A 24,090-nucleotide genomic window follows, 5' to 3' on the forward strand; every position below is an offset into this window, starting at 1 on the left:
TTTAGGGCTTTGAGTCGCTAGATACGGCCGCAATTCACAGGATTCACACGCATGGCTGAAAGTCTCGCCGAGGCGGTTTCCCGCCGCCGCACATTCGCTATTATCGCTCACCCGGACGCGGGCAAGACGACGCTCACCGAAAAGCTGCTGCTGTTCGGCGGCGCCATTCAGCTCGCCGGCGAAGTCAAGGCCAAGAAGGATCGCATGCAGACGCGCTCCGACTGGATGAAGATCGAGCGCGAACGCGGCATCTCGGTCGTGACTTCAGTCATGACCTTCGAATATGATGGTAACGTCTTCAACATTCTCGACACACCCGGTCACGAAGACTTCGCCGACGATACCTATCGCACGTTGACGGCCGTCGATGCCGCGGTCATGGTCATCGATGCCGCCAAGGGTATCGAACCGCGGACGCTGAAGCTGTTCGAGGTCTGCCGCATGCGCGACATCCCGATCATCACCTTCATCAACAAGATGGACCGCGAAAGCCGCGATCCCTTCGAAATCCTCGATGAAGTCGAAGAGAAGCTGGCGCTGGATACGGCTCCGATCACCTGGCCGATCGGCCGCTCTAAGACCTTCTGCGGCTCCTATCATATTGCCGCCAACACCGTGCGCGGCTCCGATACCGAGGTCGAGGCGACCAAGGTAAATGGTCCGCAAGCTGTCGCCGACCGCTTGCCGGAAAACGAGCGGCAGGCCTTCATAGATGAGACGGAACTGGCGATCGAAGCCTGCCGTCCTTTCGATCGGGAATCCTTCCTCGAAGGTCATATGACGCCGGTCTTCTTCGGCTCGGCGCTGCGCAATTTCGGTGTTCGCGATCTCATCAACGCGCTCGGCGACTTTGCGCCGCCGCCGCGCGATCAGGTCGCCGATATCAGGACGGTTCACGCCACCGACGACAAGATGACGGCCTTCGTCTTCAAGATCCAGGCCAACATGGACCCGAACCATCGCGACCGTATCGCTTTCGCCCGCATCTGCTCCGGCAAGCTGGAGCGCGGCATGAAGGCCCGTCTGTCGCGCACCGGCAAGCAGCTCGGTCTCACCGCGCCGCAATTCTTCTTCGCCTCGCAGCGCCAGCTCGCCGACACAGCCTATGCCGGCGATGTCGTCGGCATTCCGAACCACGGAACGCTGCGCATCGGCGATACACTGACGGAAGGCGAATCCCTCGTCTTCCAGGGTGTGCCCAACTTCTCGCCGGAAATCCTGCGCCGTGTTCGTCTTGAAGACGCGATGAAGGCGAAGAAGCTCAAGGAAGCGCTGCAGCAGATGGCCGAAGAAGGCGTCGTGCAGCTCTTCTCGCCGGAAGATGGCTCGCCCGCCATCGTGGGCGTCGTCGGCGCCCTGCAGCTCGACGTGCTGAAGGAGCGGCTGATGGCCGAATACGGCCTGCCGGTTTCCTTCGAAATGTCACGCTTCTCCGTTTGCCGCTGGATCTCGGCCGACCAGCCCGCCGACCTCGAAAAGTTCGTCACGGCACGCCGCGGCGATATCGCCCGCGACCTCGACGGTGATCCGGTCTTTCTCGCCCAAGACAGCTTCTCGCTGCGCTACGAGGCGGAACGTTACCCGGCTATCAAGATGGTTGCCATCAAGGAATATCACGCCGTCAAGGCGGCGTGATATCGGGGACTGAAGCCACAGGCGATAGGCCTGTGGCGCATCACCCTTCGGCTGCGTTCATCAGCTCCGCGTAGCGCGCCTCCGTGGCGTCATCCAGCGGAAACATGCACTCGACCCGCAGCTCCTGCGTCGTAATCATCTGCGCGGTTCCAACCGTCGTCACCAGTGAGAAAAATCTCAGAACTTGCCCGTCCTTCACGAAGGACAAAGGAATCAGCGGCGCATTCGCGATCGCTGGCGATGTCTGCCATTCGGTATTGACATCCGGATAGGCAAGCAGACTGTCGACAAGCTCCTTCGTCCGTCCGTCGATGACGCGGCCGACGGACTCGCGGAAAACACGCCTCATAAGGCTTTCCGCAGTCTTCTCCCAATCCGCAATGAAAGGCCGCATGCCCGAGGGGTCGAACATGAGATGCAAGAGATTGCGCGGTTTCGAACGTGCGGCCATATCGGTGAAGTGGCCGAAGAAGCGAAGCGTTGCATCGTTGGACATCAGCACATTCCAGTAGCGATCCATCACGACGGCTGGGAATGGCTCGTGCTGACGCAGCATGCGCTTCAGCGCATTGGTGACGCCCTGCATCTCCTGATCATCGAAGCTTCCTTCGGAATAGATCGGCGCATAGCCGGCGGCGAGCAACAGCGTGTTGCGCTCGCGGAACGGCACGTCCAGGGCATCGGCGAGACGCAACACATTCTGGCGACCGGGCGTGCTCCTGCCGCTTTCGATAAAGCTGATCTGGCGCTGCGAGATGCCGGTGTCGAGCGAAAGCTCGAGCTGGCTCTTGCCGCGCGTGTCGCGCCATGCGCGCAGCTGCGGTCCCAACTCGTTCGACAATCTCGGTTCGGCGCGAAGGGAACTCATTCTGTAAAGCCTCGCTTCGTTCGTTTGGTGTGGCGGGGCCGTATGGGCAGCCCCGCCAGCTTCAATTGTTATGAGAAAGCGACCGGCCCGACCGAGCCGTACCAATGGCGCACTTTCGTCGGGTCTGCCTCGTCCATGTAGAAAAAGTGCGTCATGACCGGTTTGACCACCGCCTGGGTGCGATCGTTGGGGGTCATGGTCACGGTTCCGCGGAACACTTTCAGCGATCCGGCGTCCCAATATTCGGTGACATCATGCAATGCCGTGAAACCGGTGTCGATGAATGCGCGCAAGTTCCGGCGAATGGTTTCGCGCCCCTTCCAGTCGGCAATGCCGAGATTGCATGTGGCATCTTCCGCAAGGCAATCAAAGCCTTCGCCGAAAGTCTTGTCGTCGATTTCGCGCCAGAAGGCGAGCAGCCATTGCGGGGCGTCTTTTTTGGTGAATGACATAGTCGTCATGGATTTCTCCTGAGCCTGCCTTTGGAAGGATGTCGTGGCCATCGACGCCATGCCGGGCAAAGGCTCTCTTTCGTTGAAGGGCTGAAAAGCTCTTCCTGCAAGAAGATGGTCTTTAAATACACCGGGACGAATGCCGCCCTCAATTACATCAGATGTAATGAAGACCGGCCGATTGTGTCTCATGCTGATCCGATCGGTTCGGATGCGTTTCGTTTTGGAATACTGCCATCGCGATGTTCCATCCAATATAGCGCTATGCCATAGTGCCGCCCCGAGGTCCCCTCGATCAGAATGAGCAGCTTTCATGATGAAATTTCTTGCGGTTCTTGCTCTGGCCTTCGTCGGCCTGATGCCGGTCGCAGCCGAGGCGCGAATCATCACCGATGCGGCCGGACGCACGGTGTCCGTGCCGGATAAGATCAACCGCATTCTGGTGGCCGGGCCGCCAGCCGCCGTCCTGGTTTATGTGCTGGCGCCGGAGAAGCTGGTGGGCTGGGTGCATGCGCCTGATGATGCCGCCAAGGCCTATCTGATGCCGTCGGTGCGGTCGCTGCCGACAATCGGGCGCCTGACGGGCAAGGACAGCACGATCAGTGCACAGGCAGTCATCGACGCCAAGCCTGATATCATCCTCGATGCCGGCACGGTCGATCCGACCTACAAGGCTCTGGCTGACAAGGTACAGTCCCAAACACATATTCCCTATGTCCTGGTCGATGGCAGCTTTGCCCGCACCGCCGATACGCTTCGCGACGTAGGCGCGCTGATCGGTGTCGAGGATCGCGCCAACAAGCTTGCCGATTATGCCGATTCCGCGATCAAGGATCTGAACGACAAGCTCGCGACGCTGCCGAACGATCCACGACCGCGCGTCTATTACGGCCGTGGTGCCGATGGCCTCGAAACCGGGCTTTCCGGCTCGATCAATCTCGAAATCCTCGATGCCGTCGGCACGATGAATGTTGCTGCCGCTGCCGGCAAGGGCGGCCTCGCCAGGGTGACGCCACAGCAGGTCGCTGGCTGGAATCCGGATATCATCATTGCCGAGAGCCCGGCTTTCGCTGCTTTGGTAAAGAGCGACCCGCAATGGGCCGGCATCAAGGCCGTCAAGGACGGCAAGATCTTCGTGCCGCCGTCTCTGCCTTTCGGCTGGTTCGATTCTCCGCCCGGCGTCAACCGGCTGCTCGGCGTGCGCTGGATGGAGAAACTGCTCTATCCAAAGCTCTTCCGCAGCGATTTTTCCGACGATGTGAAGGAATTCTACAAGCTGTTCTACCAGGTCGATCTGACCGACGATCAGCTTGCGTCCTTGTTGAAGGGCATGAAGTAACGCCTGATAAGGAGGACACGGATGGTCCGGGAAAACGAAATTCGCGAAAACGAGGTGGCTGTCGAGCCGCCCGCAGCCTCGGATGCGGGCCTCACCTTCATCGGCCGCATTTCGACACCCTGGACCTCACGCATGGAAACGCCGCGTCAGGGTCGCCACGACGGCCCGATCTGCCGGATCGAGATCTTCGAGCCCTGGGTGGCGGCGTTGAAAGGCGTCGAAGTCTTCGAGCGGCTGGAGGTTCTTTATTGGCTGGATCGGTCTCGCCGGGATCTCGTGCTGCAAAGCCCGGCCAACAGCGGCAAGGTGCACGGCACCTTCTCGCTGCGCTCGCCGGTGCGGCCCAATCCCATCGGCACATCCATCGTCAAGCTGGAAGCCGTCGAAGGGAGCGTCTTGCTGGTGCGCGGGCTTGATTGTCTTGATGGCACGCCGCTACTCGACCTGAAGCCCGATCGCACCCTGTTCAAACCGATCGCGCCGCCGCAGCCCGGAGATTTCCAGACCGGCGACGGCGAGACGGCGCATTACTGCCAGAAGGCGTAAAGCATGATTCAAAAGTGCGTAGCGCTTTTTGAATAAGATCATGCCGGTGCCGGACCACGAAATCCCATTGCCCTATTCGCCTCGCGGATAGCGCTGATTTTCCTCCAGCACGTTCAGATCCATGTGGTTGCGCATGTAGCGCTCCGAGGCCTTCTGCAGCGGCTGATAGTCCCAGGGATAATAGGCGCCGTTGCGAAGCGCCGTGTAGACAACCCATCGCCGTGCCTGGCTTTCACGCACGGCAGCGTCAAAGCTCGCGAGGTTCCAGCGTGCCATGGCCTGCGCCGTCAGTCTCTCCAGCGTTTCCGCATAGGCCGGGTCGCCTGCCAGGTTGGTCAGTTCCTGCGGATCCTCCCTGAGGTCGAAGAGCATCGGCGGATCTTTCTCGCAAAGGGTCAGCTTGTAATTGCCGTCGCGTAAGGCCACCAGCGGCGCTTCCGAGCCTTCCGCGGCATATTCCATCGGCACGGGGCTACGGCCTCCGGTTCCAAGAGCCAGCGGCGTCAGGTCCTCGCCATCCGTCCAGCGGCGCAGCGATGCGATGTCGATACCGGCAAGGGCGGCGAGCGTCGGCGTCACGTCGAGCGTCGACACCGGCTGGTCTATCCGCTTCGGCTGCCAGCCGGGCGCTGCGATCATCAGCGGCACGCGGGCCGAGCCTTCGAAGAAGTTCATCTTGAACCAAAGGCCGCGCTCGCCGAGCATGTCGCCATGGTCCGAAACGAAGAGGATGATCGTGTTGTCGGCCATGCGGCCGCGCTCGAGCGTTTCGAGGATCTCGCCGATCTTTTCGTCGACATAGGAGATGTTGGCGAAATAGCCGCGCCGCGCCCGGCGGATCTGCTCCGGCGTGATGTCGAAGGCGGTGTGATCGCAGGCTTTCATCAGCCGCTGCGAATGCGGGTCCTGCCGCTCGAAGGGGATTTCGCCGACTTGCGGGTCGAGCGCCGGGCAATCCTCATAGAGATCCCAGAAGCGGCGACGCGCGACGTAAGGGTCGTGCGGGTGCGTGAAGCTGACCGTCAGGCACCAGGGTCTTTCGTCTTGGCGGCGCGATAGATCGTAGAGCTTGCGGGTCGCGTGATAGGCCACCTCGTCGTCATATTCCATCTGGTTGGTGATCTCGGCAACACCCGCGCCTGTGACCGAGCCGAGATTGTGATACCACCAGTCGATGCGCTCGCCAGGCTTGGTATAGTCAGGTGTCCAGCCGAAATCGGCAGGGTAGATGTCGGTCGTCAGCCGCTCCTCGAAGCCGTGCATCTGGTCGGGGCCGACGAAATGCATCTTGCCCGACAGCGCTGTCTGGTAACCGGCGGCGCGCAGGTGATGAGCGAAAGTCGGTATATCCGAGCAGAATTCGGCGGCATTGTCGTAGACGCGCGTGCGGCTCGGTAGCTGCCCGGACATGAAGGAGGCGCGTGCCGGCGCGCAGAGCGGGCTTGCCGTATAGCTGTTGGCAAAACGCACGGAACGCTTCGCCAGGGCTTTCAGGACCGGCGCATGCAGGAACTCGGCCGGGCCGTCGGGAAAGAACGTCCCGTTGAACTGATCGACCATGAGGATGAGGATATTCGGGCGGGACATGCTGGTGTCTTTCATGAAACTCAGAGGCCGATGGCGGCTTTGACGGCGTCGAGGCCGGGCTTGCCGTCGATAGTGGTGACGCCGGCAAGCCAGGGCGTCAAGGCATCCGGATGCGCCTTCAGCCAAGCGGTCGCCGCATCCTTGGCGCTGTCACCGCCGAGGATCGAGCCCATCAGTGAATTCTCCATGCCGATGTCGAAGGTGAGATTATGGAAGAGCTTGGCGGCATTCGGGCATTGGGCGGCCCAGCCGGTGCGCGCCAGCGTATAGACTTCGGCGCCGCCGTAATTCGCGCCGAAATAGGCATCGCCGCCGGAAAGATAGGCGATCTTGAAGCGCTCGTTCATCGGATGCGGCGCCCAGGCGAGGAAGACGATCGCCTGCTTGTCTTTGGAGGCGCGCTCTACTTGCGACAGCATCGCCTGCTCGCTCGATTCCACCAGTTCCCAGCCTTTCAGACCGAAATCGTTGGCGTCGATCATTTTCTGGATATTGGCATTGGCCGGTGCACCTGGTTCAATGCCGTAGATCTTGCGGCCGAAATCGTCGGCCTGCTTCTGCAGGTCGGAAAAGTCCCTGATGCCCTTGTCGGCAACATAGGTCGGAACGGCCAGCGTGAACTTGGCGCCCTCAAGATTGCGGTTCAGCACCTCGGCCGCTTTCGCCTTGTTCAGATCGTCGACGAAGGCCTTCTGCGCCGGCATCCAGTTGCCGAGGAAGACATCGATCTCGCCTGTCTTCATTGCCTGATAGCCGATCGGCACGGAAAGCGTCTTGATGTCGGGTTCATAGCCAAGGGCGGTCAGCAGTACGCCGGTCACCCCATTGGTCGAAGTGATATCGGTCCAGCCGGGGTCCGAAAGATGGATCGTCTTGCAGCTGCCGCCGTCGGCGCGAGCGATGCCGGCAAGGGAAAGAACGGAAAGAAGAGCGCCGGCGGCGAGCCGTCCCATTGCAGACATGCACATGACGATGGTTCCCTCTTGTTATTGGATTATTTTATTGAACATCACTAGAGTTCCTGCTGTGAAGCGGGCATTTTTCGATAGATGCCAAAAGGAAATTTTATGGCTGAACGTCTCGTTGATCTTGGTTGGCTGCGGATATTCCTGGAAGTGGGCCGTTCCGGCAGCCTCTCTGCCGCCGCTGCAGCGCTTGGTCTAACGCAACCGGCTGTCAGCTACCAGATCCGCCGCATCGAGGAGCAGATGGGCGTGCCCTTGTTTCGGCGCCAGCATCGCGGCGTGGCGCTCTCGCCGGAAGGGCAGCGCCTCTTCGAAATCGTCGAAAAATCCGTCGGCAGCGTCGACCATCTAGTGCGCAGCTTCCGCGTGGAATCAGAGCGGCCATCCGTTCGCCTGCGTACGGACTATGCCTTTTCCGCCCTCTGGCTGATTCCCCACATGCATGCCTTCCGGTTGCTTCATCCTGAAGTCGATATCCAGATCGTCGCCACGCAGCGGCCGGATCGCGGCGCCCCGGAAAGTGGCGATATCGCCGTCTTCTTCGGGACACGCAACGAGTTCGGTCCGGGTGCTACGCTGCTTCTGCCGGAGAAGGTCGTGCCGATCTGCACCAGAGGTTTTGCCGAGCGGCACGGTCCATTCACCGATCCCTCGCAGCTTACCGGCACCACGCTTGTTCACCTCGATACGGAAATGCCGTCGCCATGGTTCGACTGGCAGAGCTATCTTGCCGCCTTCGGCATTACCCGGGATGCCTATGCCGGCCGCGGCGACCTGCGCTTCAACACCTATTCGTTGGTGGTGCAGGCAGCCCTCAGCGAACAGGGCGTTGCCATCGGCTGGATGGGCCTTGTCGATTCCCTGCTCACAGCGCGGACGCTGGTGACGGTAGGTCCCATGCTGGAGGCGCCGGAACGCGGCTATTGGCTGATGCCGCCGGCGGCCGCAAACCTAGAGGCGGAGCGGCTGGCGCAATGGCTGCTCACTGAAGCCGCCGCCGGATGATCATCATGCTCTATTCCGCCGTAAGATCGGCAAGAAACGTCTCGCACCAGCGCGATACGTCATTTTCGAGGAGATAATCCATCATGCCGCGCCAGCGCTCCTGCCGCTCCTGCAGCGGCATGTTGATGGCGCGCGCCAGTGCATTGGCGGTGCCGTCGACATCATAAGGGTTGACCAGCAAGGCACCCTTCAGCTTGCGCGCGGCACCGGCAAAGCGCGAAAGCACCAGCACGCCTGGGTTTTCAGGATCTTGCGCCGCGACATATTCCTTGGCGACGAGGTTCATGCCGTCGCGCAGCGGCGTCACCAGCCCGACCTTCGCAATCCGGTAGAGACCCGCGAGGATCGGCCTACTGATCGAGCGGTTGATGTAGCGGATGGGTACCCAGTCTACCGTGCCGATCGCGCCGTTGACCCGGCCGGCCTGTTCGGCAACCGCATTCTGCATCGCCTCATATTCGGGGACTTCCGAGCGGGATTTCGGCGTGATCTGCAGATAGGTGATGCTGCGCTGGTGAGCGGGGTTGTTGGTGATGAAACGTTCGAAAGCGTCGATGCGTTGGGTGATGCCTTTGGAATAATCCAGCCGGTCGACCCCAAGAATCAGGTCGCGGCCTTCGATGCTTTGACGCACTTTCTGCACCATGCTGTGCGACGCTGCCCTGCGGGCGAATTCGGCAAAGCCTGCCGTCTCGATACCGATCGAATAGGCGCCGCCGCGAAAATCATGGCCGTGCGCACTGAAATGGCCGGGGCTTTTCTCGATGCCCATGCCCTCGCGTTTCAGGCAGCCCGCAAAGTTTTCAAGATCATGGTCCGTCTGGAAGCCGAGCAGATCGTAGGAGGAGAGGCCCCGCATGATCTCCTCATGCACCGGCATGGCAAGCACGACGTCTGCAGGCGGCCAGGGAATGTGCAGGAAGAAGCCAATGCGGTTCTTCAGGCCCATCTGCCGCAGCTCTGCGGCCAGCGGGATGAGGTGATAGTCATGCACCCAGATGATATCGTCAGGCTCGATCAGCGGTGCGAGCCGGTGGGCAAAGAAGCGATTGACGCGGAAATAGCCGGTCATTTCCTTGCGGGCATATTCGGCAAGATCGAGCCGGTAGTGGCAGATCGGCCAGAGAACACGGTTGGCAAAGCCCTGATAGTATTCCTCGACATCGGTCTGGGTCAGATCGGTGAGCGCATAGGTGATGTTGCCGTCCTGCGTCATCTTCAGCGGCTCGGGCTCCACGTCGCCGCTCGATTTGCCGGACCAGCCCATCCAGATGCCGCCGCGCTCGGCAAGCGCCGCCTGCAGCGCCACCGCAAGGCCGCCCGCCGCGGCGGCACCCTTATGGTCGGGCACGGAAACGCGATTAGAAACAATGATCAGTCGACTCACGAATTCTTCCTTTCGAGAAGGCTGGTAGACATCGCCATGATCGAAAATTACTTGACGAGCGTTCCCAGCACGTCCCTTAAACGCGCAGGTGAGCCAATGGATGCACGCGCCAGTGTTTTTCCGTTGGCATCGCCGATGCGTACGGATTGGCCGCCGAGACGGTTGGCGGCGGCAAACATGGTCTCGTCGGTCACGTCGTCACCGATCGCGACCGGACGGCGTCCCTCGAACGGCTCTTCGGCAAGAAACGCCTCGACGGCGCGTCCCTTGCTGGCATGGGAAGGGCAGATTTCGATCACCATCTTGCCGCGCTGCAGGTTCCAGTCGGGACCGGCTTCCTCCAGATGGCGCTGCATGACTTCGCCGATCTCGGCCTCGTTTGCCGGCGAATGGCGGAAGTGGACCGCGACCGCAGCTCCCTTATCCTCCACGATGGCGCCGGGCCAGGCGAGCGCTTCGCGCCGAATGATCTGCTTCATCTCCTGGAAGGCAGGCGGAATATGTGCGCGCCGCAGCCGTCCCCCTGCATCGCGACGTTCCGCGCCATGCAGGCCTGCAACGGGAAAACGAAATGGCGCGAAAAGAGGATCGACGAATTCGATGGCGCGGCCGGTGACCAAGGCCAGCGCGCCGCCGAGCTGGCGGGAGAGCGCATGCAGCGTGCCGGGCAAATAGTCCGGAACGACGATCGCTTCCGGTCTTTCGGCGAGATCGAGCAGGGTTCCGTCGATATCGAGGAACAAGGCCCAGTCCTGCGGATATAATGAGAGTGCGGTAAGGGCCGGCTCGTTCAGCGGCCTCGGCTTGGCTTCACCCTTTTCGGGCTGTTCCTGAGAAGACATGCTGGTTTAGCTAAGGCGCTCTTCCCATTTGGCAAGGCAAAAAATAATAGCTGAAAATCAAAAGGGGCCGCCTTAAGCGACCCCCCATGAGCTTTGGCCCGTAACTGGCCTGAAGCGGCGAACGCTTCGGGAAGGTGTTGATCAGAGCGAGGGCTGCCTCGCAACGCTCACAACCATTTCCATGCCGTATACAAAGACCGAAATCTCACTAGACATTGGATCACCTTCCTTTCGTTACGTTTCAGACAAGCTAAACGTAGCTCAAATTTGACGTGATGCAAGAGGTTCGATCCACGGGAGCTTCACACTTATTGTCGCATTGAAATGCTTATGCTCGGTGCCTCCTCGCGAAAAGCGCTGTGACATCGGGCTTCACGAAGAAAATGTTGCGACGCCAAACGTGATCGGACGACGCGTCAAATATCTGTCATCTTGCGCTGCAGACGATGGAAAATTAAGACTTTATTACCCATTCTGCATAAACAATTGTCCTAGAGCCGGATGATTTTAGGTCGGCTCGACCTAAAATCTGAATCCGCTCTAGAATCGAAGAAGTAGAGCGTGATGTCGTCCGAAAACCGCCTACACTTTTCGGCATCACGCTCTGGATGAGCCATTCTCCCGCGGGACAGGAAGACAGCGGTAATCGGAGTAGAAGACGCATGTGTCGTTGGGCAGCCTATCGTGGAGACCCCCTCTATCTGGAGGAGCTGGTGTCTTCGCCCGCCCACTCCCTGATCGAGCAATCCCATTGCGCCACGCGCGCCAAGACGGCGACCAACGGCGATGGTTTCGGCATCGCCTGGTATGGCGACCGGCCGGAACCGGGCCGTTACCGCGATATCCTGCCGGCCTGGTCCGATTGCAATCTGAAGAGCCTAGCCCGGCAGATTCGTTCGCCGCTCTTCCTCGCCCATGTCCGCGCGGCCACCGGCGGCGGCACACGGCGCGACAATTGCCATCCCTTCGTCTTCGAGAACTGGTCCTTCCAGCACAATGGCCAGATTTCCAATTTCGACCGCCTGCGCCGGCCGATGGAAGCCATGCTCGACGACCGGCTGTTCCAAGCCCGCAGCGGCACAACCGATTCCGAGCTCCTGTTCCTGTTGGCGATGCAGTTCGGTCTTACGACGAACCCGACGGCGGCGATCGCTCAGACCATTGGTTTCGTCGAGGGCTTGTCGCTGCATCTGACGGGCTCGGTACTGGTGCGCTTCACGGCGGCCTTCTCCGACGGAAAGTCGCTCTACGCCATCCGCTATGCGACCGACCGCAAGGCGCCGACGCTTTATGCCTCGCCTGTCGGGTCAGGCTACTGCCTCGTATCGGAGCCGCTGAACGACGATGTCGATGCCTGGCGCGAGATCCCCAATGGCAGCGCCGTTCTGATCGACGACACGGGCGTCCATGTCACGCCCTTCCAGCCGGAAGAGCATGCCGTCGGAGAGATCCGGACGCCGGCTGCTATCCCTGCTTGAACTGTTCCGATATCAGCGCCGCCAGCCGCACCGCCACTTCATCCTTGTCGAGATCGGGCCACTGCTCTACGCCGCCGTGACTGACAATCTTCACGCGGTTTCGTGTACCCCCCATAATGCCGGTTGCGGGCGAGACGTCGTTGGCGACGATGAAGTCGGCGCCCTTGCGATCGAGCTTCGCGCGGGCATTGCTCTCGACATCCTGCGTCTCGGCGGCAAAGCCGATCACGAGTTTCGGCCGCTGCGTATGGTGGCCGACGGTTTTCAATATGTCGGGGTTTTCGGTAAGCGCCAGCGTCGGGATCGACTCGCCCGGATGTTTCTTGATCTTCTGATCGGATGCGGAGGCGACGCGCCAGTCCGCAACCGCGGCCACCATCACGGCGATATCAGCTGGCAGAGCAGCCAGAACGGCATCGCGCATCTCATCAGCTCGCTCGACATGGATGACGGTAAGACCAACCGGGTCGGGTATGGTGACAGGGCCTGAAACGAGGGTGACGTCCGCGCCCAGCGCCGCAAGTGCTGCGGCGATCGCATGACCCTGCCGTCCCGACGAGCGGTTGGCGATATAGCGCACCGGGTCGATCGGCTCGTGTGTCGGCCCGGAGGTGACGACCGCCTTCTTGCCGGCAAGCGGCTTGGCGCCGTCATCCAGCCGACGCTCGGCTGCCGCGACGATATCGAGCGGCTCCGCCATCCGGCCAGCGCCGCTCTCGCCGCTCTCGGCCATTTCGCCCGTCATCGGCCCGACGAAGGCAATACCGTCGCCACGGAGCGTCTCAACATTGCGCTTGGTCGCCGGATGTGCCCACATCTTCGGGTTCATGGCGGGGGCTGCGAGTACAGGCCGGTCGGTGGCGAGCAATATGGTCGAGGCGAGATCGTCCGCCAGCCCGTTTGCCATCTTGGCGAGCAGGTCGGCAGTCGCGGGCGCGATCAGCACGAGATCACAGTCGCGCGCCAACCTGATATGGCCGACATCCTGCTCATCCTCTCGCGAAAACAGATCGGTAAAGACATGGTCGGCAGCAAGGGCCCCAACGGCTAGCGGCGTGATGAACTCCTGGGCGCCCGATGTCATGACGGGCCGCACGCTTGCGCCGCGCTCGCGCAGCCGGCGAATGAGATCGAGACTCTTATAGGCCGCGATGCCGCCGGAGATGATGAGAAGGATGCGCTTTCCTGCGAGAACCATGCCTGAACCCGTCGCCTGTTCTTTTGCCGATAAGCCTAAGCCTTTGGTGTGTCATAGGCAATCGCCGCGTGCTTCCATCGAGCCCGGCGTGTCGGTGATTGCGATGCAGGCGATCGGATTTTCCGCTATTTGCCGCCAATGATCACGTCGGCATCACCGACTTGTCATTTGCAGGCATCTTCGCCTTCGACAAAGTGAACGTGTTAACGACAAAAGGAGCAACGCCTTGAAATTGATGAAAGTCGCTGTCATCGCCCGGCCAATCATGGCCGCTGCCATGCCGGCCTTTGCCGAGCGCGCTTATTCGCCGCAGGAGCTGAAGAATAAGGAGATCGTTCTGGATTTCTATCAGAAGGCGCTGAACGACAAGGATTTCGACGCGGCTTCCAAATATCTCGGCAAATACATCCAGCACAATCCTCTTGCCGCCGATGGTCCCGAGGGTCTGCGCGGCTTCCTCGAGTACCTGAAAAAGAACTACCCGCAGTCGAAGAGCGAGATCAAGCGTGTGATGGTCGATGGCGATTATGTGATCCTGCGCGTCCACGCTGTTCGCCAGCCGGGCGACCGCGGCAGCGCTATCGTCGACATTTTCCGTGTGGAAGACAACAAGATCCAGGAACATTGGGATTCGGTGCAGCCGATCCCTGAAACCTCGAAGAATAGCAATACGATGTTCTGAGCGGAAAGGCCGGGGCTCATTCGAAGCATTTGAGCGACATGCTCCCGCAGCCATTTATATGTTGCGGGATCATGTCCGCGTTCCGAAGCTGCCGACGCGACAATTGCTTCGGCTAAACACTCGGTCAGGTCCGCGTGATCGACAAGCCGCCGTCAACAAGCGAAGCCGTGCCGCTGACGAAGCTTGCGTCATCGGAGGCGAGATAGAGGACCGAGCGAGCGATCTCTTCCGGGCCGGCGACGCGCTTCAGCGCATGCAGATTGGTGATGAAAGCCTGCTTTTCGGCGGTGTCGTTCATGTCGCGATACATGTCGGTATCGACGGCACCCGGCAGTACGGCATTGACACGCACGTTCTGCGGGCCAAATTCGGCGGCGAGAGTTTGCGTCAGACCGATCAGGCCTGATTTGCTGGCGGCATAGGCGGCAACGCCGGGGAAGCTGACGGTGTGGCCGACGAAGGTCGATGTGAAGATCACCGAACCACCGCCGTGCTTTACCATTTCACCGATCTGGTGCTTGGCAGCCAGGAACGACGCAGTAAGGTTGATCGCCAGCGCATCCGCAAAGCCTGCCTCCGAAACTTCGGTGCTGGGGCCGGCCTCGCCGATTGTGCCGGCATTGTTGAAGGCAATATCAAGCTTGCCGTAACGCTCGACTGCAAGGGCGACCAGAGCTTTGTGATAGTCTTCCGAGCGCACATCGCCGGCCAATACGGCTGCTTCACCGCCGGCTGCCTTGATCTCCGCGGCAAGGCTTTCCAGTTCAGCGGCGCGGCGAGCGCCGACGACAACCTTGGCGCCTTCGACGGCGAACAGTTTTGCCGTGACGCGGCCGATGCCGGAGCTGGCACCGGTGACGATTGCAACTTTTCCATTCAAGCGGTTCATTGTTCCATCTCCTGTGTGAGGACGTGTCTTTCGGTTTGTCCGATACCTGGAAGATGGCCTTTTCCGATCGTTCGGATTAGTCTGCAAAAAGAGGAATTCGAATTCGGAGTTTCCGAACGATGCTGAAGATCGACGGGATCGTGACGTTCGTGACTGTAGCCGAGGCCGGCTCGATCAGCGAGGCGGCCCGACGCCTGCGCCTGTCGAAATCCGTGGTCAGCGAGCGCCTGTCGGAAATGGAGAAGGCGTTGGGGGCAACCCTCCTTCACCGCACGACCCGCAAGCTGACCCTGACGGAGGACGGCACCGCCTTTCTGCAGCGCGCGACCCGCATCGCGCAGGAAGTACGTGAGGCGGCTTCCGATCTCGCCGAACGGCGCGGCACGCTGATGGGGCCTCTGCGCATCGCAGCTCCCGTCACCTTCGGCCGCCTGCATCTGGGGCCGGCCCTCTATCCGTTTCTTGCCGCGCATCCGGAAATCGAGCTGACGCTCGATCTCGACGACCGCCGGGTCGATGCCGCCTCGGACGGTTACGACGCGATCATACGCCATGGCCTGATCGCCGACTCGCGCCTCGTCGCTTGGAAGCTCGCCCGCAGCCGCCGCCTTCTTGTGGCCTCGCCGGATTATCTCAGCCGCCACGGTAACCCCGCGTCGCTATCCGATCTCGAGGATCACCGCGGGATTTTCTACACGAATCGCGGCGTCGCGGACTGGCGTTTCGAGGGACCGGAGAGCGCCATCGTCATCCGTGCGAAGCTAGCGCTAGGCGTGAACAATGGCGATGTTCTCCACGATGCCGCAATTGCCGGGCTCGGCATCGCCCTGCTGCCCGCCTTCATCGCCGGACCTTCGGTGAGGGAAGGGCGGCTTGTCGAGATCGATGTCGGCTATCGGCCCGAGCCGGAATTCATCTTCATGGCGCATCCGGAAGGCCGCAATCCCTCGGTCAAGCTGCGCGCCATCGCCGATCATCTGAAGAAGGCGTTCGGCGATCCGCCTTATTGGGAGCGGAGCAAGTAATTAGAGCATGATGCCGAAAAGTGTGAGCGGTTTTCGGACGGCATCATGCTCCACTTCTTCGATCTTAGAGCAGATTCAGGTTTTAGGCCGAACAGGCCTAAAATCATCCGGCTCTAGGCAATCAGGCTCATGAGATTGGCGATGACGGGCGATCGCTGCGCCTTGAGACTGGCAAGGCCGAGACGCGCCACGACCGGCGGCCCGTCGATTCGCCGATAGGCGACGCCATCGAGCTTGATCTGTGCGATCGAAGCCGGAACGATGGAAACGCCTAGGTTTGCGGCGACGAGATTGACGACGGATGGGATCTGCGGCGCCTCCTGCGTCACCACGAGATCGAAGCCCGCCTCGCGGCAAGCGGCGACGATATCGTCGTAGAGGCTGAGCCCCACCATGCGCGGGAAGAGAATGAAGGGTTCGCCGGCGAGCTCCGCGATCGGCAGGCGTTCCTTACTTGCGAGCGGATGATGGGCCGGAAGCGCGATCAACATCGGCTCATCGGCAAAACGTTTCAGGCGCACATCTCTGGGGTCTTCCAGGCCCGGGCGAATGAAGGCCGCGTCGATCTCGCCGCGCATCAGCCGCTCCATCAGCGCATTGGTGTTCATCTCGGTCAGCGATATCAGCACTTCCGGCCAGTGCCGGCGAAACTCGCGAATGGTTGAGGTGACGATGGTGTTGAAGGCGGAGGAGGCGGTGAAGCCGAGCGAGAGGCGGCCGATCTCGCCGCGATTGGCGCGCTGGGCGGCAAGCTTTGCCTTTTCCGCCGCATCGACCGCCATTTTCGCTTCCGCGAGAAAGGCCTCGCCGGCCGCCGTCAGCTCCGCGCCATGTGGCACGCGGTGGAACAGCTGCGCACCCACTTCGTTTTCCAGGTCCCGGATCTGTTGGCTGAGCGGCGGCTGGCCGATGCCGAGCTTGGCCGCCGCGCGGGTGAAGTTCCCTGTTTCGGCCAGCGCCAGAAAATAGCGGATATGACGCAGCTCCATCGCTATCTCCAAAAGCTATTGAGATCGCCTGTTCCATATATTGGACTAATGGAGCTGGTCTGGCTAGATTCCAGGGCAAGAAAGGTCAGGTGCCACCAATGTTTCGCGCCGCAAGTAAGCAGCAAACCACCGCGTCCGAAGTTCCCTCACGCCCCGAATTGTTGCTCGTCAGGAACGAGCCCCCGACCGAGGCCCGCCAATTTCTGACGCGCGGCACGCCTGCCTTCCGCCGCGCGACCATTGGGCTGTTTCTCTCCGGTTTCGCCACTTTCTCGCTGCTCTATTGCGTCCAGCCGTTGATGCCGATCTTTTCTCAGGATTTCGGTGTCACACCGGCTGCAAGCTCGCTGTCGCTGTCACTTTCGACCGGCTTCCTGGCCTTCGCGATCTTCGGCGCCGCCGCCGTTTCCGAAAGCCTCGGCCGCCGCAGCCTGATGTTCATTTCGCTGCTCGGCGCCGCCATCTGTACGCTCGTCTGCGCGGTATCGCCAAGCTGGCATATGCTGCTTGCCGTTCGCGCGCTCGAAGGCTTTCTGCTGGGTGGCGTCCCGGCCGTCGCCATGACCTATCTGGCCGAAGAGATCGAACCGCGCGGCCTCGGCGGCGCCATGGGCCTCTATATCGCCGGCAACGCCTTCGGCGGCATGGCCGGTCGCGTGGTGACGGGCACGATCGCCGAATATCTGAGCTGGCGGCCGGCGCTGGCAACGATCGGCATTCTCGGCCTGATCGCGGCCATCGGCTTCCTCTATCTCCTGCCGCCGTCGCGCAATTTCACCCCGCGCAAGGGTTTTGATGTTGCCTTCCACCTGAAGGCCTGGAGCGGCCACTTCGGTAATGCGGCGCTGCCGCTGCTCTTTGCTATCGGCTTTCTAGTCATGGGCTCCTTCGTCACGGTCTATAACTATGCCGGCTTCCGTCTCGTCGCCGATCCCTATGATCTCAACCAGACCGAGCTTGGACTGATCTTCACCGCCTATCTCTTCGGCATCGTTGCCTCGTGGGCGGCAGGTCTCCTCGGCGATCGCATCGGCCATTTTATCGTGCTGCCGGTGGGCGTGCTGATCGCCGCACTCGGGGTGGCGGTGACGCTTTCCAGTTCCTTGCCGCTGATCATTCTCGGCATCGTCCTGGTGACGATCGGTTTCTTCATGGCCCACTCCGTCGCCAGTGCGCTGGTGGGGCGGCTGGCTCACGGCTTCAAGGGGCACGCCTCCTCGCTCTACCTGCTCGCCTATTATCTCGGCTCCAGTATAGCGGGCTCGGTCGGCGGCTATTTCTGGCTTGCCGATGGCTGGAATGCCGTGGTTGCTTTCATCCTCGTCATGCTGGCACTATGTCTCGCCAGCGCCCTTGCCGTTGCCGGGCTGGCGCGTCGTTAAGCCCAGGAAGCCACCATGATCCGCATCGACCATCTCGATCATCTGGTGCTCACCGTTGCGAGCATCGAGGAGAGTTGCGATTTCTATGCCCATGTCCTCGGTATGGGTGTCGAAACATTTGGCGAAGGCCGCAAGGCTCTCACCTTCGGCAACCAGAAGATCAATCTGCATCAAGCCGGCCATGAATTCGAGCCGAAGGCCGAGCAGCCAACGCCTGGCTCAGCGGATCTCTGCTTCATCAGCACCACGTCGCTGGATGACGTCATCGCTCACTTGCAGACCAAGGGCGTTACGATCGAGGAGGGCCCCGTGCGCCGAACCGGCGCGACCGGCCCCCTTCTCTCAGTCTATTTCCGCGATCCCGACCAGAACCTGATCGAAGTGTCCAACATCATTTCCTGAGATTGCGTGCCGGCAGCAGCTTCTTGACATCGCGTGCTTGCGTCATATATTAAACCAATAAGTTAATTAACTATATGGTTTATCAAATGGACACGTTGAGCGCGACCCTTTCGGCCCTAGCCGATCCCACCCGCCGGGCAATCCTGGCGCGGCTGGCAAGCGGCGAAGCATCCGTCTCCGAGCTGGCCGAACCCTTCGACATGTCGCTGGTCGCCGTTTCCAAGCATTTGAAGGTGCTGGAGAAAGCCGGCCTGATCTCGAAGGGTCGGGAAGCGCAATGGCGACCCTGCCGGCTGGAACCGAAACCGCTGCGGCAGGTCGATGACTGGCTGGAGAATTATCGCCAGTTCTGGAACGACAATCTCGATCGCCTGGAAGCCTACGCAGCGTTACTACAAAAGGGAGGAAAGAATGACCCCAGCAACTGAAGGCGCCAGCATGCGTCCGCCGCGCGAGATCGTGTTGACCCGCGACATTGCTGCGCCGCGTGCCCTGCTGTTTCGTCTCTGGACCGAACCGCAACATCTGATGCGCTGGTGGGGACCGCAAAACATGACGGCGCCGTCCGTCTCGGTCGACCTGCGGGAAGGGGGTGCCTGGCGATACTGCATTCTGACACCGGAGGGGAAGGAATATTGGAGCCACGGCCGCTATCTGGAGATCGTCCCGCCCGAGCGCCTCGTCTTCACTTTCGCCTGGGAAAACCAGGAGGGTAGGCCTGAACATCCGATGCAGGTGACCGTGGAATTTCACGAGCGTGGCGAGAAGACACGCCTCGTCTTCCGCAAGGTCGAACTGCCTGACGATACAGAGCTGAGATTGCAGACCGGCGGCTGGGAACAGGCGCTCGACAAATACGCCGCTTACGCAGAAGCCACCTCAAGGGAAGGATGAGAGTGATGAAGAAGACCTATCATGGAAGCTGCCATTGCGGTGCCGTCGCTTACGAAGCCGATCTCGACCTGCAGGGCGGTACCTTCAAATGCAATTGCTCGATCTGCAAGAAGAAACGCAATTGGCTGGCTGTCGCCACACCCGCCGATTTCCGTCTGACCTCGGGCGAGGACAGCATCGGTGAATATCAGTTCGGCCCGCGCATCCTGCATCACCTCTTCTGCAAAAATTGCGGCATCAGCTCCTTCAATTGGGGTGAAAATCCCGCACTCGGCGGCAAGTTCTATGCGATCAGCATCAGCTGCCTGGACGATGCCACTGACGAGGAACTTGCCTCGCTTCCCGTCGGCTACTTCGACGGCCGCGACGACCGCTTCGATCGCGCGCCGGAGGAAACGCGTTATCTTTAGCGAAATGGTCTAGCCTTTGGTGGCCAGCCAGATCACATGACGTGCGCCTGTCTTACCGTTGGCGCGCGTATTGACGACCTCGGCAGCAAAACCGCTGTCGCGCAGCCGCCTTGTGAAGCGCTCGTCAGGTCCTGAAGACCAGACCGCGAGCACACCTCCCGGGCGTAAGGCATCACGCGCTGCCTTGAGGCCCTGATAGTCGTAAAGCCCGTCATTGGCCTCTGACGTGATGCCATCTGGGCCGTTGTCGACATCGAGCAGGATAGCGTCGTAAGACGCCTTGCGGGCGCGGATGAGCGGACGCACATCGCCCTCATGAATGGCGACACGCGGGTCATCGAGACAGCCGTCGAAGACCGTTGTCATCGGCCCGCGCGCCCATGTGACGACAGTCGGCACAAGTTCCGCAACCGTGACCTTGGCATCCGCATCGAGTTCGCCGAGGGCCGCGCGCAAGGTGAAGCCCATGCCGAGGCCGCCGATCAGTATATGCGGCGCCTTCCGGCCCCTGATCTTCTCGCAGGAAAGCGTGGCAAGCGCCCGCTCGGAGCCGCTCAGGCGGCTGTTCATCAGCTCGTTGGTGCCGAGCATGATGGAAAATTCCTGGCCGCGCTGCTTCAAACGCAGCTCGCCGCCGCCAGGGATTTTCGCAGTATCAAGCAAGGTCCAGGGGATCACGGGCAATTCTCCAAAGCAATTCCAGGAAAAGTGCGAAGCGGCTTTCCGTCCGGAATTGCGTGTAAAGCAGGTCGTCTCAAGTTGCCCGGACCATAGTCTTTCAATGTCGCCAAGAACAGACGCGCTTACCCCAGCCGGATATAGGGCACATCCTTTTTCGCAACTTCATCAAGCGCTTCCTCATAGCCGGCATCGGCATAGCGCATCACGCCGAGCGCGGTGTCGTTGGTCAGCGCGTGGTCGAGCCGTTCGTCGGCGGCTTGCGTGCCGTCGGCGACCACGGTGACGCCGCAGCTCGTCATATAGCCGGCATAGCCGCCGCCGCCGGAGTGGACGACGACGAGGTCGGCCATGGACGAGCAGAGCATCATGGCGTCGATCAGCGGCCAGTCGGCAATGGCGTCGGAGCCATCTTTCATGCGCTCGGTCATGATGTTTGGATGTGCCATGGCGCCGGCATCCAGATGGTCGCGCGAAAACGCGATCGGACCCTTCAGCTCGCCGCTTACCACGAGCTCGTTGACGCGGCGGGCCAGCGCCGTCCGCTCGCCATGGCCGAGCCACGCGATGCGTGCCGGCAGTCCTTCGAAGGGCACATGCTGACGGGCAAGCTTGATCCAGTTGGTGATGATCTTGTTGTCGGGGAACATTTCCAACAGCAGATCGTCGATGCGCGCGATATCGCTCTCCTCGCCTGATAGGGCCATCCAGCGGAACGGGCCGATGGCGCGACAGAAGAGGGGCCGCAGATAGGCTTCGGTGAAGATCGGGATATCGAAGGCGTTCGTAACGCCGCCTTCCTTCGCCTGGGTGCGGATCAGGTTGCCGTTGTCGAAGACTTCAGAGCCTTGTCTCTGGAAATCCAGCATGGCCTTCACATGCTCGACGATCGAGGCACGGCTTGCCGCCATGAGCTGGCCCTGACCGTCGTCACGCAAGTCCCGAACCTGCTGCAGGTTCATGCCTTTCGGCACATAGCCATAGACGAGATCGTGCGCGGAGGTCTGGTCGGTGACGATATCGGGCACGATGCCGCGCCGCGCGATCTCGGGATAGATCTCGGCCGCATTGCCGACAAGGCCCACGGAAAGCGCCCGCCTCTCCTTGACCGCCGCATCGATCATCGCCAGCGCCGAATCGAGATCGGGGGCGATTTCCTGCAGGTAGCCGATCTCCTGGCGCTTCTTGGCGCGCTCGGCATCGATATCGACGCAGAGGATGGCGGCCCCCGCCATACGGCCGGCGAGCGGCTGCGCGCCGCCCATGCCGCCGAGCCCGGCCGTCAGCACGAAACGGCCAAAGAGATCGCCGCCGAAGCGGCGCTCGGCGATGCGCATGAAGATTTCGTAGGTGCCCTGGATCACGCCCTGGCTGCCGATATATTGCCAGGCGCCGGCCGTCAGGCCGCCCCAGCAGATCAGACCTTTGCGCTGCAGCTCGTAGAACACCTCGGCCTTCGCCCATTGTCCGACGATGTTGCAATTCGCCATGATGACGAGCGGCGCCTTGTCATGCGTGCGGATGAGGCCGATCGGCTTGCCGGACTGGATGAGCAGGGTCTGGTTCTCCTCCATTTCGGTGAGTGCCTTGACGATGCCCTTGTGTGCCGCCCAATTGCGAGCCGCCTTGCCGAGGGCGGCGTAGACGACGAGATTGTCCGGATCTTCGCCGACCGAGAGCACGTTTTCGAGCAGGCGCAGCAGGGCCTCCTGCCGCCAGCCTTTGGCACGCAGCTCCGGGCCGCCCGGAATGGGGAATTTCGGGTGACGTGGATTGGCTTTCGGCATGGTCCTCTTACCTCTTGTTTCGTGGTGGTCTACCTTCTCCCCTCGGGGAGAAGGTGGCCCGAAGGGCCGGATGAGGCGGCGGCTAGGCATGTACCGTCCTAGCTTACCGTTCGGATGTTCGCTCCTTTATCCCCCTCATCTGTCCTGTCGGACATCTTCTCCCCGCTGGGGAGAAGAGGAGTGTTCTTCAATACTCATTCATTTCGGCGGCAGGCCTTCGACAAAGTCCAGCGCGGCCAGAAGCAGCCGCTTGCGCAGCATGTCGTTGCCATAGGCTTCCGGCCCGGCGCGCACCCAGCCCTGCATTGTCCGGCCGCCCATCTGCATGCGGTTGACGTCGTGCTGCTGAACCGCCCAGCTATCGTTGCCCTTGCCGAGGCGGATCAACATGCCGTCTTCGCGCGCGCCGCATAGCAGATGGCCATTGAGCAGAAAGGCCCAGCCGCCGAACATTCCTTTTTCGCTGAGCCCGGGCCGTGGTCCGAGCTCTTCTCTCAGCAATTCTTCGAGACCAGCGTCACGCGCCATCTGCGCCTCCCGCGCCTTTCAGCCTTTCTTGCCGGCCAGAGCGTATTTCGCGATCTCGATCCCCATAGCCTTTTCGACGGAGGGATAGACCGTGGGGTCGAGCACGCTGGCGGACAGCGGAATGATATCCGTCGGCACATGCAGGATGAAAACCTTCATGCCTTCGTGCAGCTGGCCGACGCTCAAGGGTTCGCCTTCCGGCGACAGCGTGGTGATGACGGAGGGGAAGGTTGCGAGGCGCTTGCCGCCGACATCCTCGACGGCCATGTATTCGTTCATTACATGCATGGTGACGGCCTTGTCGCCGCTGCCGACCGTGATGGTGCCGATGTCGAAGGCTTCCTTCGTGTAGACGACATCCTTCCTGGTGATCGTGCCCTCGGCCAGGATATGGCCGCCGGTGGTCTTGCAGATGGCATCGATGACGGCGCTGCCGCCCTTCTTTTCCGCCTCGATGATCGCTTCGCCGAGCGAAAGCGCCATGGAGATGCCGCCGAGCGCCGCATGTGTACGGACGTAGGAAGCGCGCAAGGGATTGCGGCAGGAGGCGATGAAGCCGCCGGACTGGTCGGATGCCGCACGCAGGATCGGCGAGATCTTCGCCGTCGCGCCCTTCACCACAAGCTCGATATAGCGGTTTTCGGCGCGGTTGCCGCCGACGGCGGTCTGGATCATCTGCTCGGGCGAACCGGCCATGCCGATCGAGCCCATATCACCAGTTGGATGGGCGCGGATGTCGCCGACCGCGTCTACCACCTTCGTTCCGAGGATCGCCGACGGCAGCCAGCCGTTCAGCGTCGAAGACCTGCCGTTCTGACCGATGATCAAGCCGGAAAGCTTTTCGCCGAGCTCGTCCTGCAGCAGCTGTACGGCCTTCACGTAATCGATGCCCTGCATTTCCCAAGGGGTCGTGGAGGCCGGTGCGCCGATGGCGGCGGCCGTGGCGATCCAGTCGTTGTCGTTCAATTCGTCGATCGACACCAGCTCCGGCTTGCCGACATTGACGGCCGCATAGCCGAGCATGCGGCCGTGATCGGCCCAGCCGCCACCGCCCGCGGCGTAAACGGAGCCGCCCTTGACGGCCGCTTCCACATCCTTGGCAACGAGTACGCGTCCCATTGG

Annotated in this window: 25 protein-coding genes; 12 read left to right on the forward strand and 13 right to left on the reverse strand. The window is 61.2% G+C overall.

The features are described 5' to 3' along the window. Positions 1-51 precede the first annotated feature (51 nt). Positions 52-1,635 (forward strand): peptide chain release factor 3, encoded by a 1,584-nt coding sequence (locus PH562_RS21165; RefSeq protein ID WP_285175494.1) that lies wholly within the window; start codon positions 52-54, stop codon positions 1,633-1,635. Positions 1,636-1,675: 40 nt separating this feature from the next. Here the strand turns inward: PH562_RS21165 and PH562_RS21170 are convergent, their stop codons facing one another. Continuing rightward, the gene (locus tag PH562_RS21170) at positions 1,676-2,503 is read right to left on the reverse strand and encodes a helix-turn-helix domain-containing protein (RefSeq protein ID WP_285175495.1); all 828 of its coding nucleotides are present in this window, start codon (positions 2,501-2,503) and stop codon (positions 1,676-1,678) included. Positions 2,504-2,571: 68 nt separating this feature from the next. Then, complete coding sequence (locus PH562_RS21175; protein WP_113231900.1) at positions 2,572-2,964, reverse strand: nuclear transport factor 2 family protein; 393 nt, start codon at positions 2,962-2,964, stop codon at positions 2,572-2,574. A 304-nt stretch (positions 2,965-3,268) separates the two neighbouring features. Here PH562_RS21175 and PH562_RS21180 point away from each other — a divergent pair, with 304 nt between their 5' ends. Next, entirely contained in the window at positions 3,269-4,294 is a 1,026-nt protein-coding gene (locus tag PH562_RS21180) for an iron ABC transporter substrate-binding protein (protein WP_285175496.1), read from the forward strand. Positions 4,295-4,315: 21 nt separating this feature from the next. Continuing rightward, entirely contained in the window at positions 4,316-4,840 is a 525-nt protein-coding gene (tsaA, locus tag PH562_RS21185; RefSeq protein WP_285175497.1) for a tRNA (N6-threonylcarbamoyladenosine(37)-N6)-methyltransferase TrmO, read from the forward strand. A 72-nt stretch (positions 4,841-4,912) separates the two neighbouring features. Here tsaA and betC read toward each other — a convergent pair whose 3' ends face one another. Then, positions 4,913-6,427, reverse strand: a complete 1,515-nt coding sequence (gene betC, locus PH562_RS21190; RefSeq protein ID WP_285175498.1) for a choline-sulfatase — start codon at positions 6,425-6,427, stop codon at positions 4,913-4,915. Positions 6,428-6,447: 20 nt separating this feature from the next. After that, the gene (locus tag PH562_RS21195; RefSeq protein WP_285175499.1) at positions 6,448-7,395 is read right to left on the reverse strand and encodes a choline ABC transporter substrate-binding protein; all 948 of its coding nucleotides are present in this window, start codon (positions 7,393-7,395) and stop codon (positions 6,448-6,450) included. 99 nt (positions 7,396-7,494) lie between these two features. Here PH562_RS21195 and PH562_RS21200 point away from each other — a divergent pair, with 99 nt between their 5' ends. Then, on the forward strand, positions 7,495-8,397 hold the full coding sequence (locus PH562_RS21200) for a choline sulfate utilization transcriptional regulator (protein ID WP_285175500.1): 903 nt from the start codon (positions 7,495-7,497) through the stop codon (positions 8,395-8,397). A gap of 10 nt (positions 8,398-8,407) precedes the next feature. On the opposite strand, the gene otsA is transcribed toward PH562_RS21200, so the two are convergent. Both otsA and otsB read right to left on the reverse strand, forming a co-directional pair. After that, positions 8,408-9,784, reverse strand: coding sequence for an alpha,alpha-trehalose-phosphate synthase (UDP-forming) (otsA, locus tag PH562_RS21205; protein ID WP_095433756.1), 1,377 nt, complete (start codon positions 9,782-9,784; stop codon positions 8,408-8,410). A 47-nt stretch (positions 9,785-9,831) separates the two neighbouring features. Further along, on the reverse strand, positions 9,832-10,626 hold the full coding sequence (otsB, locus tag PH562_RS21210; protein WP_285175501.1) for a trehalose-phosphatase: 795 nt from the start codon (positions 10,624-10,626) through the stop codon (positions 9,832-9,834). A 662-nt stretch (positions 10,627-11,288) separates the two neighbouring features. Between otsB and PH562_RS21215 the strand changes: the two genes are divergently transcribed. After that, positions 11,289-12,104 carry a class II glutamine amidotransferase gene (locus PH562_RS21215; RefSeq protein WP_285175502.1) on the forward strand — a complete coding sequence of 272 codons (816 nt, stop codon included), beginning with the start codon at positions 11,289-11,291 and terminating at the stop codon, positions 12,102-12,104. Here the strand turns inward: PH562_RS21215 and coaBC are convergent. Next, positions 12,091-13,302 (reverse strand): bifunctional phosphopantothenoylcysteine decarboxylase/phosphopantothenate--cysteine ligase CoaBC, encoded by a 1,212-nt coding sequence (gene coaBC, locus PH562_RS21220; RefSeq protein ID WP_285175503.1) that lies wholly within the window; start codon positions 13,300-13,302, stop codon positions 12,091-12,093. The two genes, PH562_RS21215 and coaBC, sit on opposite strands and share 14 nt — an antisense overlap. Positions 13,303-13,537: 235 nt before the next feature. Between coaBC and PH562_RS21225 the strand changes: the two genes are divergently transcribed. Continuing rightward, a complete protein-coding gene (locus PH562_RS21225) occupies positions 13,538-13,984 on the forward strand; it encodes a nuclear transport factor 2 family protein (RefSeq protein WP_285175563.1) in 447 nt (148 codons plus the stop codon). A 124-nt stretch (positions 13,985-14,108) separates the two neighbouring features. Here PH562_RS21225 and PH562_RS21230 read toward each other — a convergent pair whose 3' ends face one another. After that, on the reverse strand, positions 14,109-14,873 hold the full coding sequence (locus tag PH562_RS21230; protein WP_285175504.1) for an SDR family oxidoreductase: 765 nt from the start codon (positions 14,871-14,873) through the stop codon (positions 14,109-14,111). A 119-nt stretch (positions 14,874-14,992) separates the two neighbouring features. Here PH562_RS21230 and PH562_RS21235 point away from each other — a divergent pair, with 119 nt between their 5' ends. Continuing rightward, a complete protein-coding gene (locus PH562_RS21235; RefSeq protein ID WP_113231820.1) occupies positions 14,993-15,898 on the forward strand; it encodes a LysR family transcriptional regulator in 906 nt (301 codons plus the stop codon). A 113-nt stretch (positions 15,899-16,011) separates the two neighbouring features. Here the strand turns inward: PH562_RS21235 and PH562_RS21240 are convergent, their stop codons facing one another. Beyond that, the gene (locus PH562_RS21240) at positions 16,012-16,887 is read right to left on the reverse strand and encodes a LysR family transcriptional regulator (protein ID WP_113231821.1); all 876 of its coding nucleotides are present in this window, start codon (positions 16,885-16,887) and stop codon (positions 16,012-16,014) included. A gap of 98 nt (positions 16,888-16,985) precedes the next feature. Between PH562_RS21240 and PH562_RS21245 the strand changes: the two genes are divergently transcribed. The 5 genes from PH562_RS21245 (at position 16,986) to PH562_RS21265 (ending at position 19,975) form a co-directional block, all read left to right on the forward strand. After that, on the forward strand, positions 16,986-18,269 hold the full coding sequence (locus tag PH562_RS21245; RefSeq protein WP_285175505.1) for an MFS transporter: 1,284 nt from the start codon (positions 16,986-16,988) through the stop codon (positions 18,267-18,269). A gap of 15 nt (positions 18,270-18,284) precedes the next feature. Beyond that, a complete protein-coding gene (locus PH562_RS21250) occupies positions 18,285-18,671 on the forward strand; it encodes a VOC family protein (protein WP_285175506.1) in 387 nt (128 codons plus the stop codon). A gap of 86 nt (positions 18,672-18,757) precedes the next feature. After that, positions 18,758-19,099: an ArsR/SmtB family transcription factor gene (locus PH562_RS21255; RefSeq protein ID WP_285175507.1), complete on the forward strand. Its 342-nt coding sequence runs from the start codon at positions 18,758-18,760 to the stop codon at positions 19,097-19,099. After that, entirely contained in the window at positions 19,083-19,565 is a 483-nt protein-coding gene (locus PH562_RS21260; RefSeq protein ID WP_285175508.1) for an SRPBCC family protein, read from the forward strand. Before PH562_RS21255 ends, PH562_RS21260 begins: the two co-directional genes overlap by 17 nt. A 5-nt stretch (positions 19,566-19,570) precedes the next feature. Continuing rightward, positions 19,571-19,975, forward strand: a complete 405-nt coding sequence (locus PH562_RS21265) for a GFA family protein (RefSeq protein WP_285175509.1) — start codon at positions 19,571-19,573, stop codon at positions 19,973-19,975. A 9-nt stretch (positions 19,976-19,984) separates the two neighbouring features. Here PH562_RS21265 and PH562_RS21270 read toward each other — a convergent pair whose 3' ends face one another. The 4 genes from PH562_RS21270 to PH562_RS21285 form a co-directional block, all read right to left on the reverse strand. Next, positions 19,985-20,653 carry a spermidine synthase gene (locus PH562_RS21270; RefSeq protein ID WP_285175510.1) on the reverse strand — a complete coding sequence of 223 codons (669 nt, stop codon included), beginning with the start codon at positions 20,651-20,653 and terminating at the stop codon, positions 19,985-19,987. A 125-nt stretch (positions 20,654-20,778) separates the two neighbouring features. Then, on the reverse strand, positions 20,779-22,440 hold the full coding sequence (locus PH562_RS21275) for a thiourocanate hydratase (protein WP_285175511.1): 1,662 nt from the start codon (positions 22,438-22,440) through the stop codon (positions 20,779-20,781). A gap of 198 nt (positions 22,441-22,638) precedes the next feature. Continuing rightward, positions 22,639-22,968: a TfoX/Sxy family protein gene (locus tag PH562_RS21280; protein WP_037149213.1), complete on the reverse strand. Its 330-nt coding sequence runs from the start codon at positions 22,966-22,968 to the stop codon at positions 22,639-22,641. Positions 22,969-22,986: 18 nt separating this feature from the next. Continuing rightward, positions 22,987-24,087 (reverse strand): thiohydantoin desulfurase, encoded by a 1,101-nt coding sequence (locus PH562_RS21285; protein WP_285175512.1) that lies wholly within the window; start codon positions 24,085-24,087, stop codon positions 22,987-22,989. Between the last annotated feature and the right edge of the window lie 3 nt (positions 24,088-24,090).

Source organism: Rhizobium centroccidentale, assembly GCF_030182565.1.
In the GTDB taxonomy this organism is placed as follows: domain Bacteria; phylum Pseudomonadota; class Alphaproteobacteria; order Rhizobiales; family Rhizobiaceae; genus Rhizobium.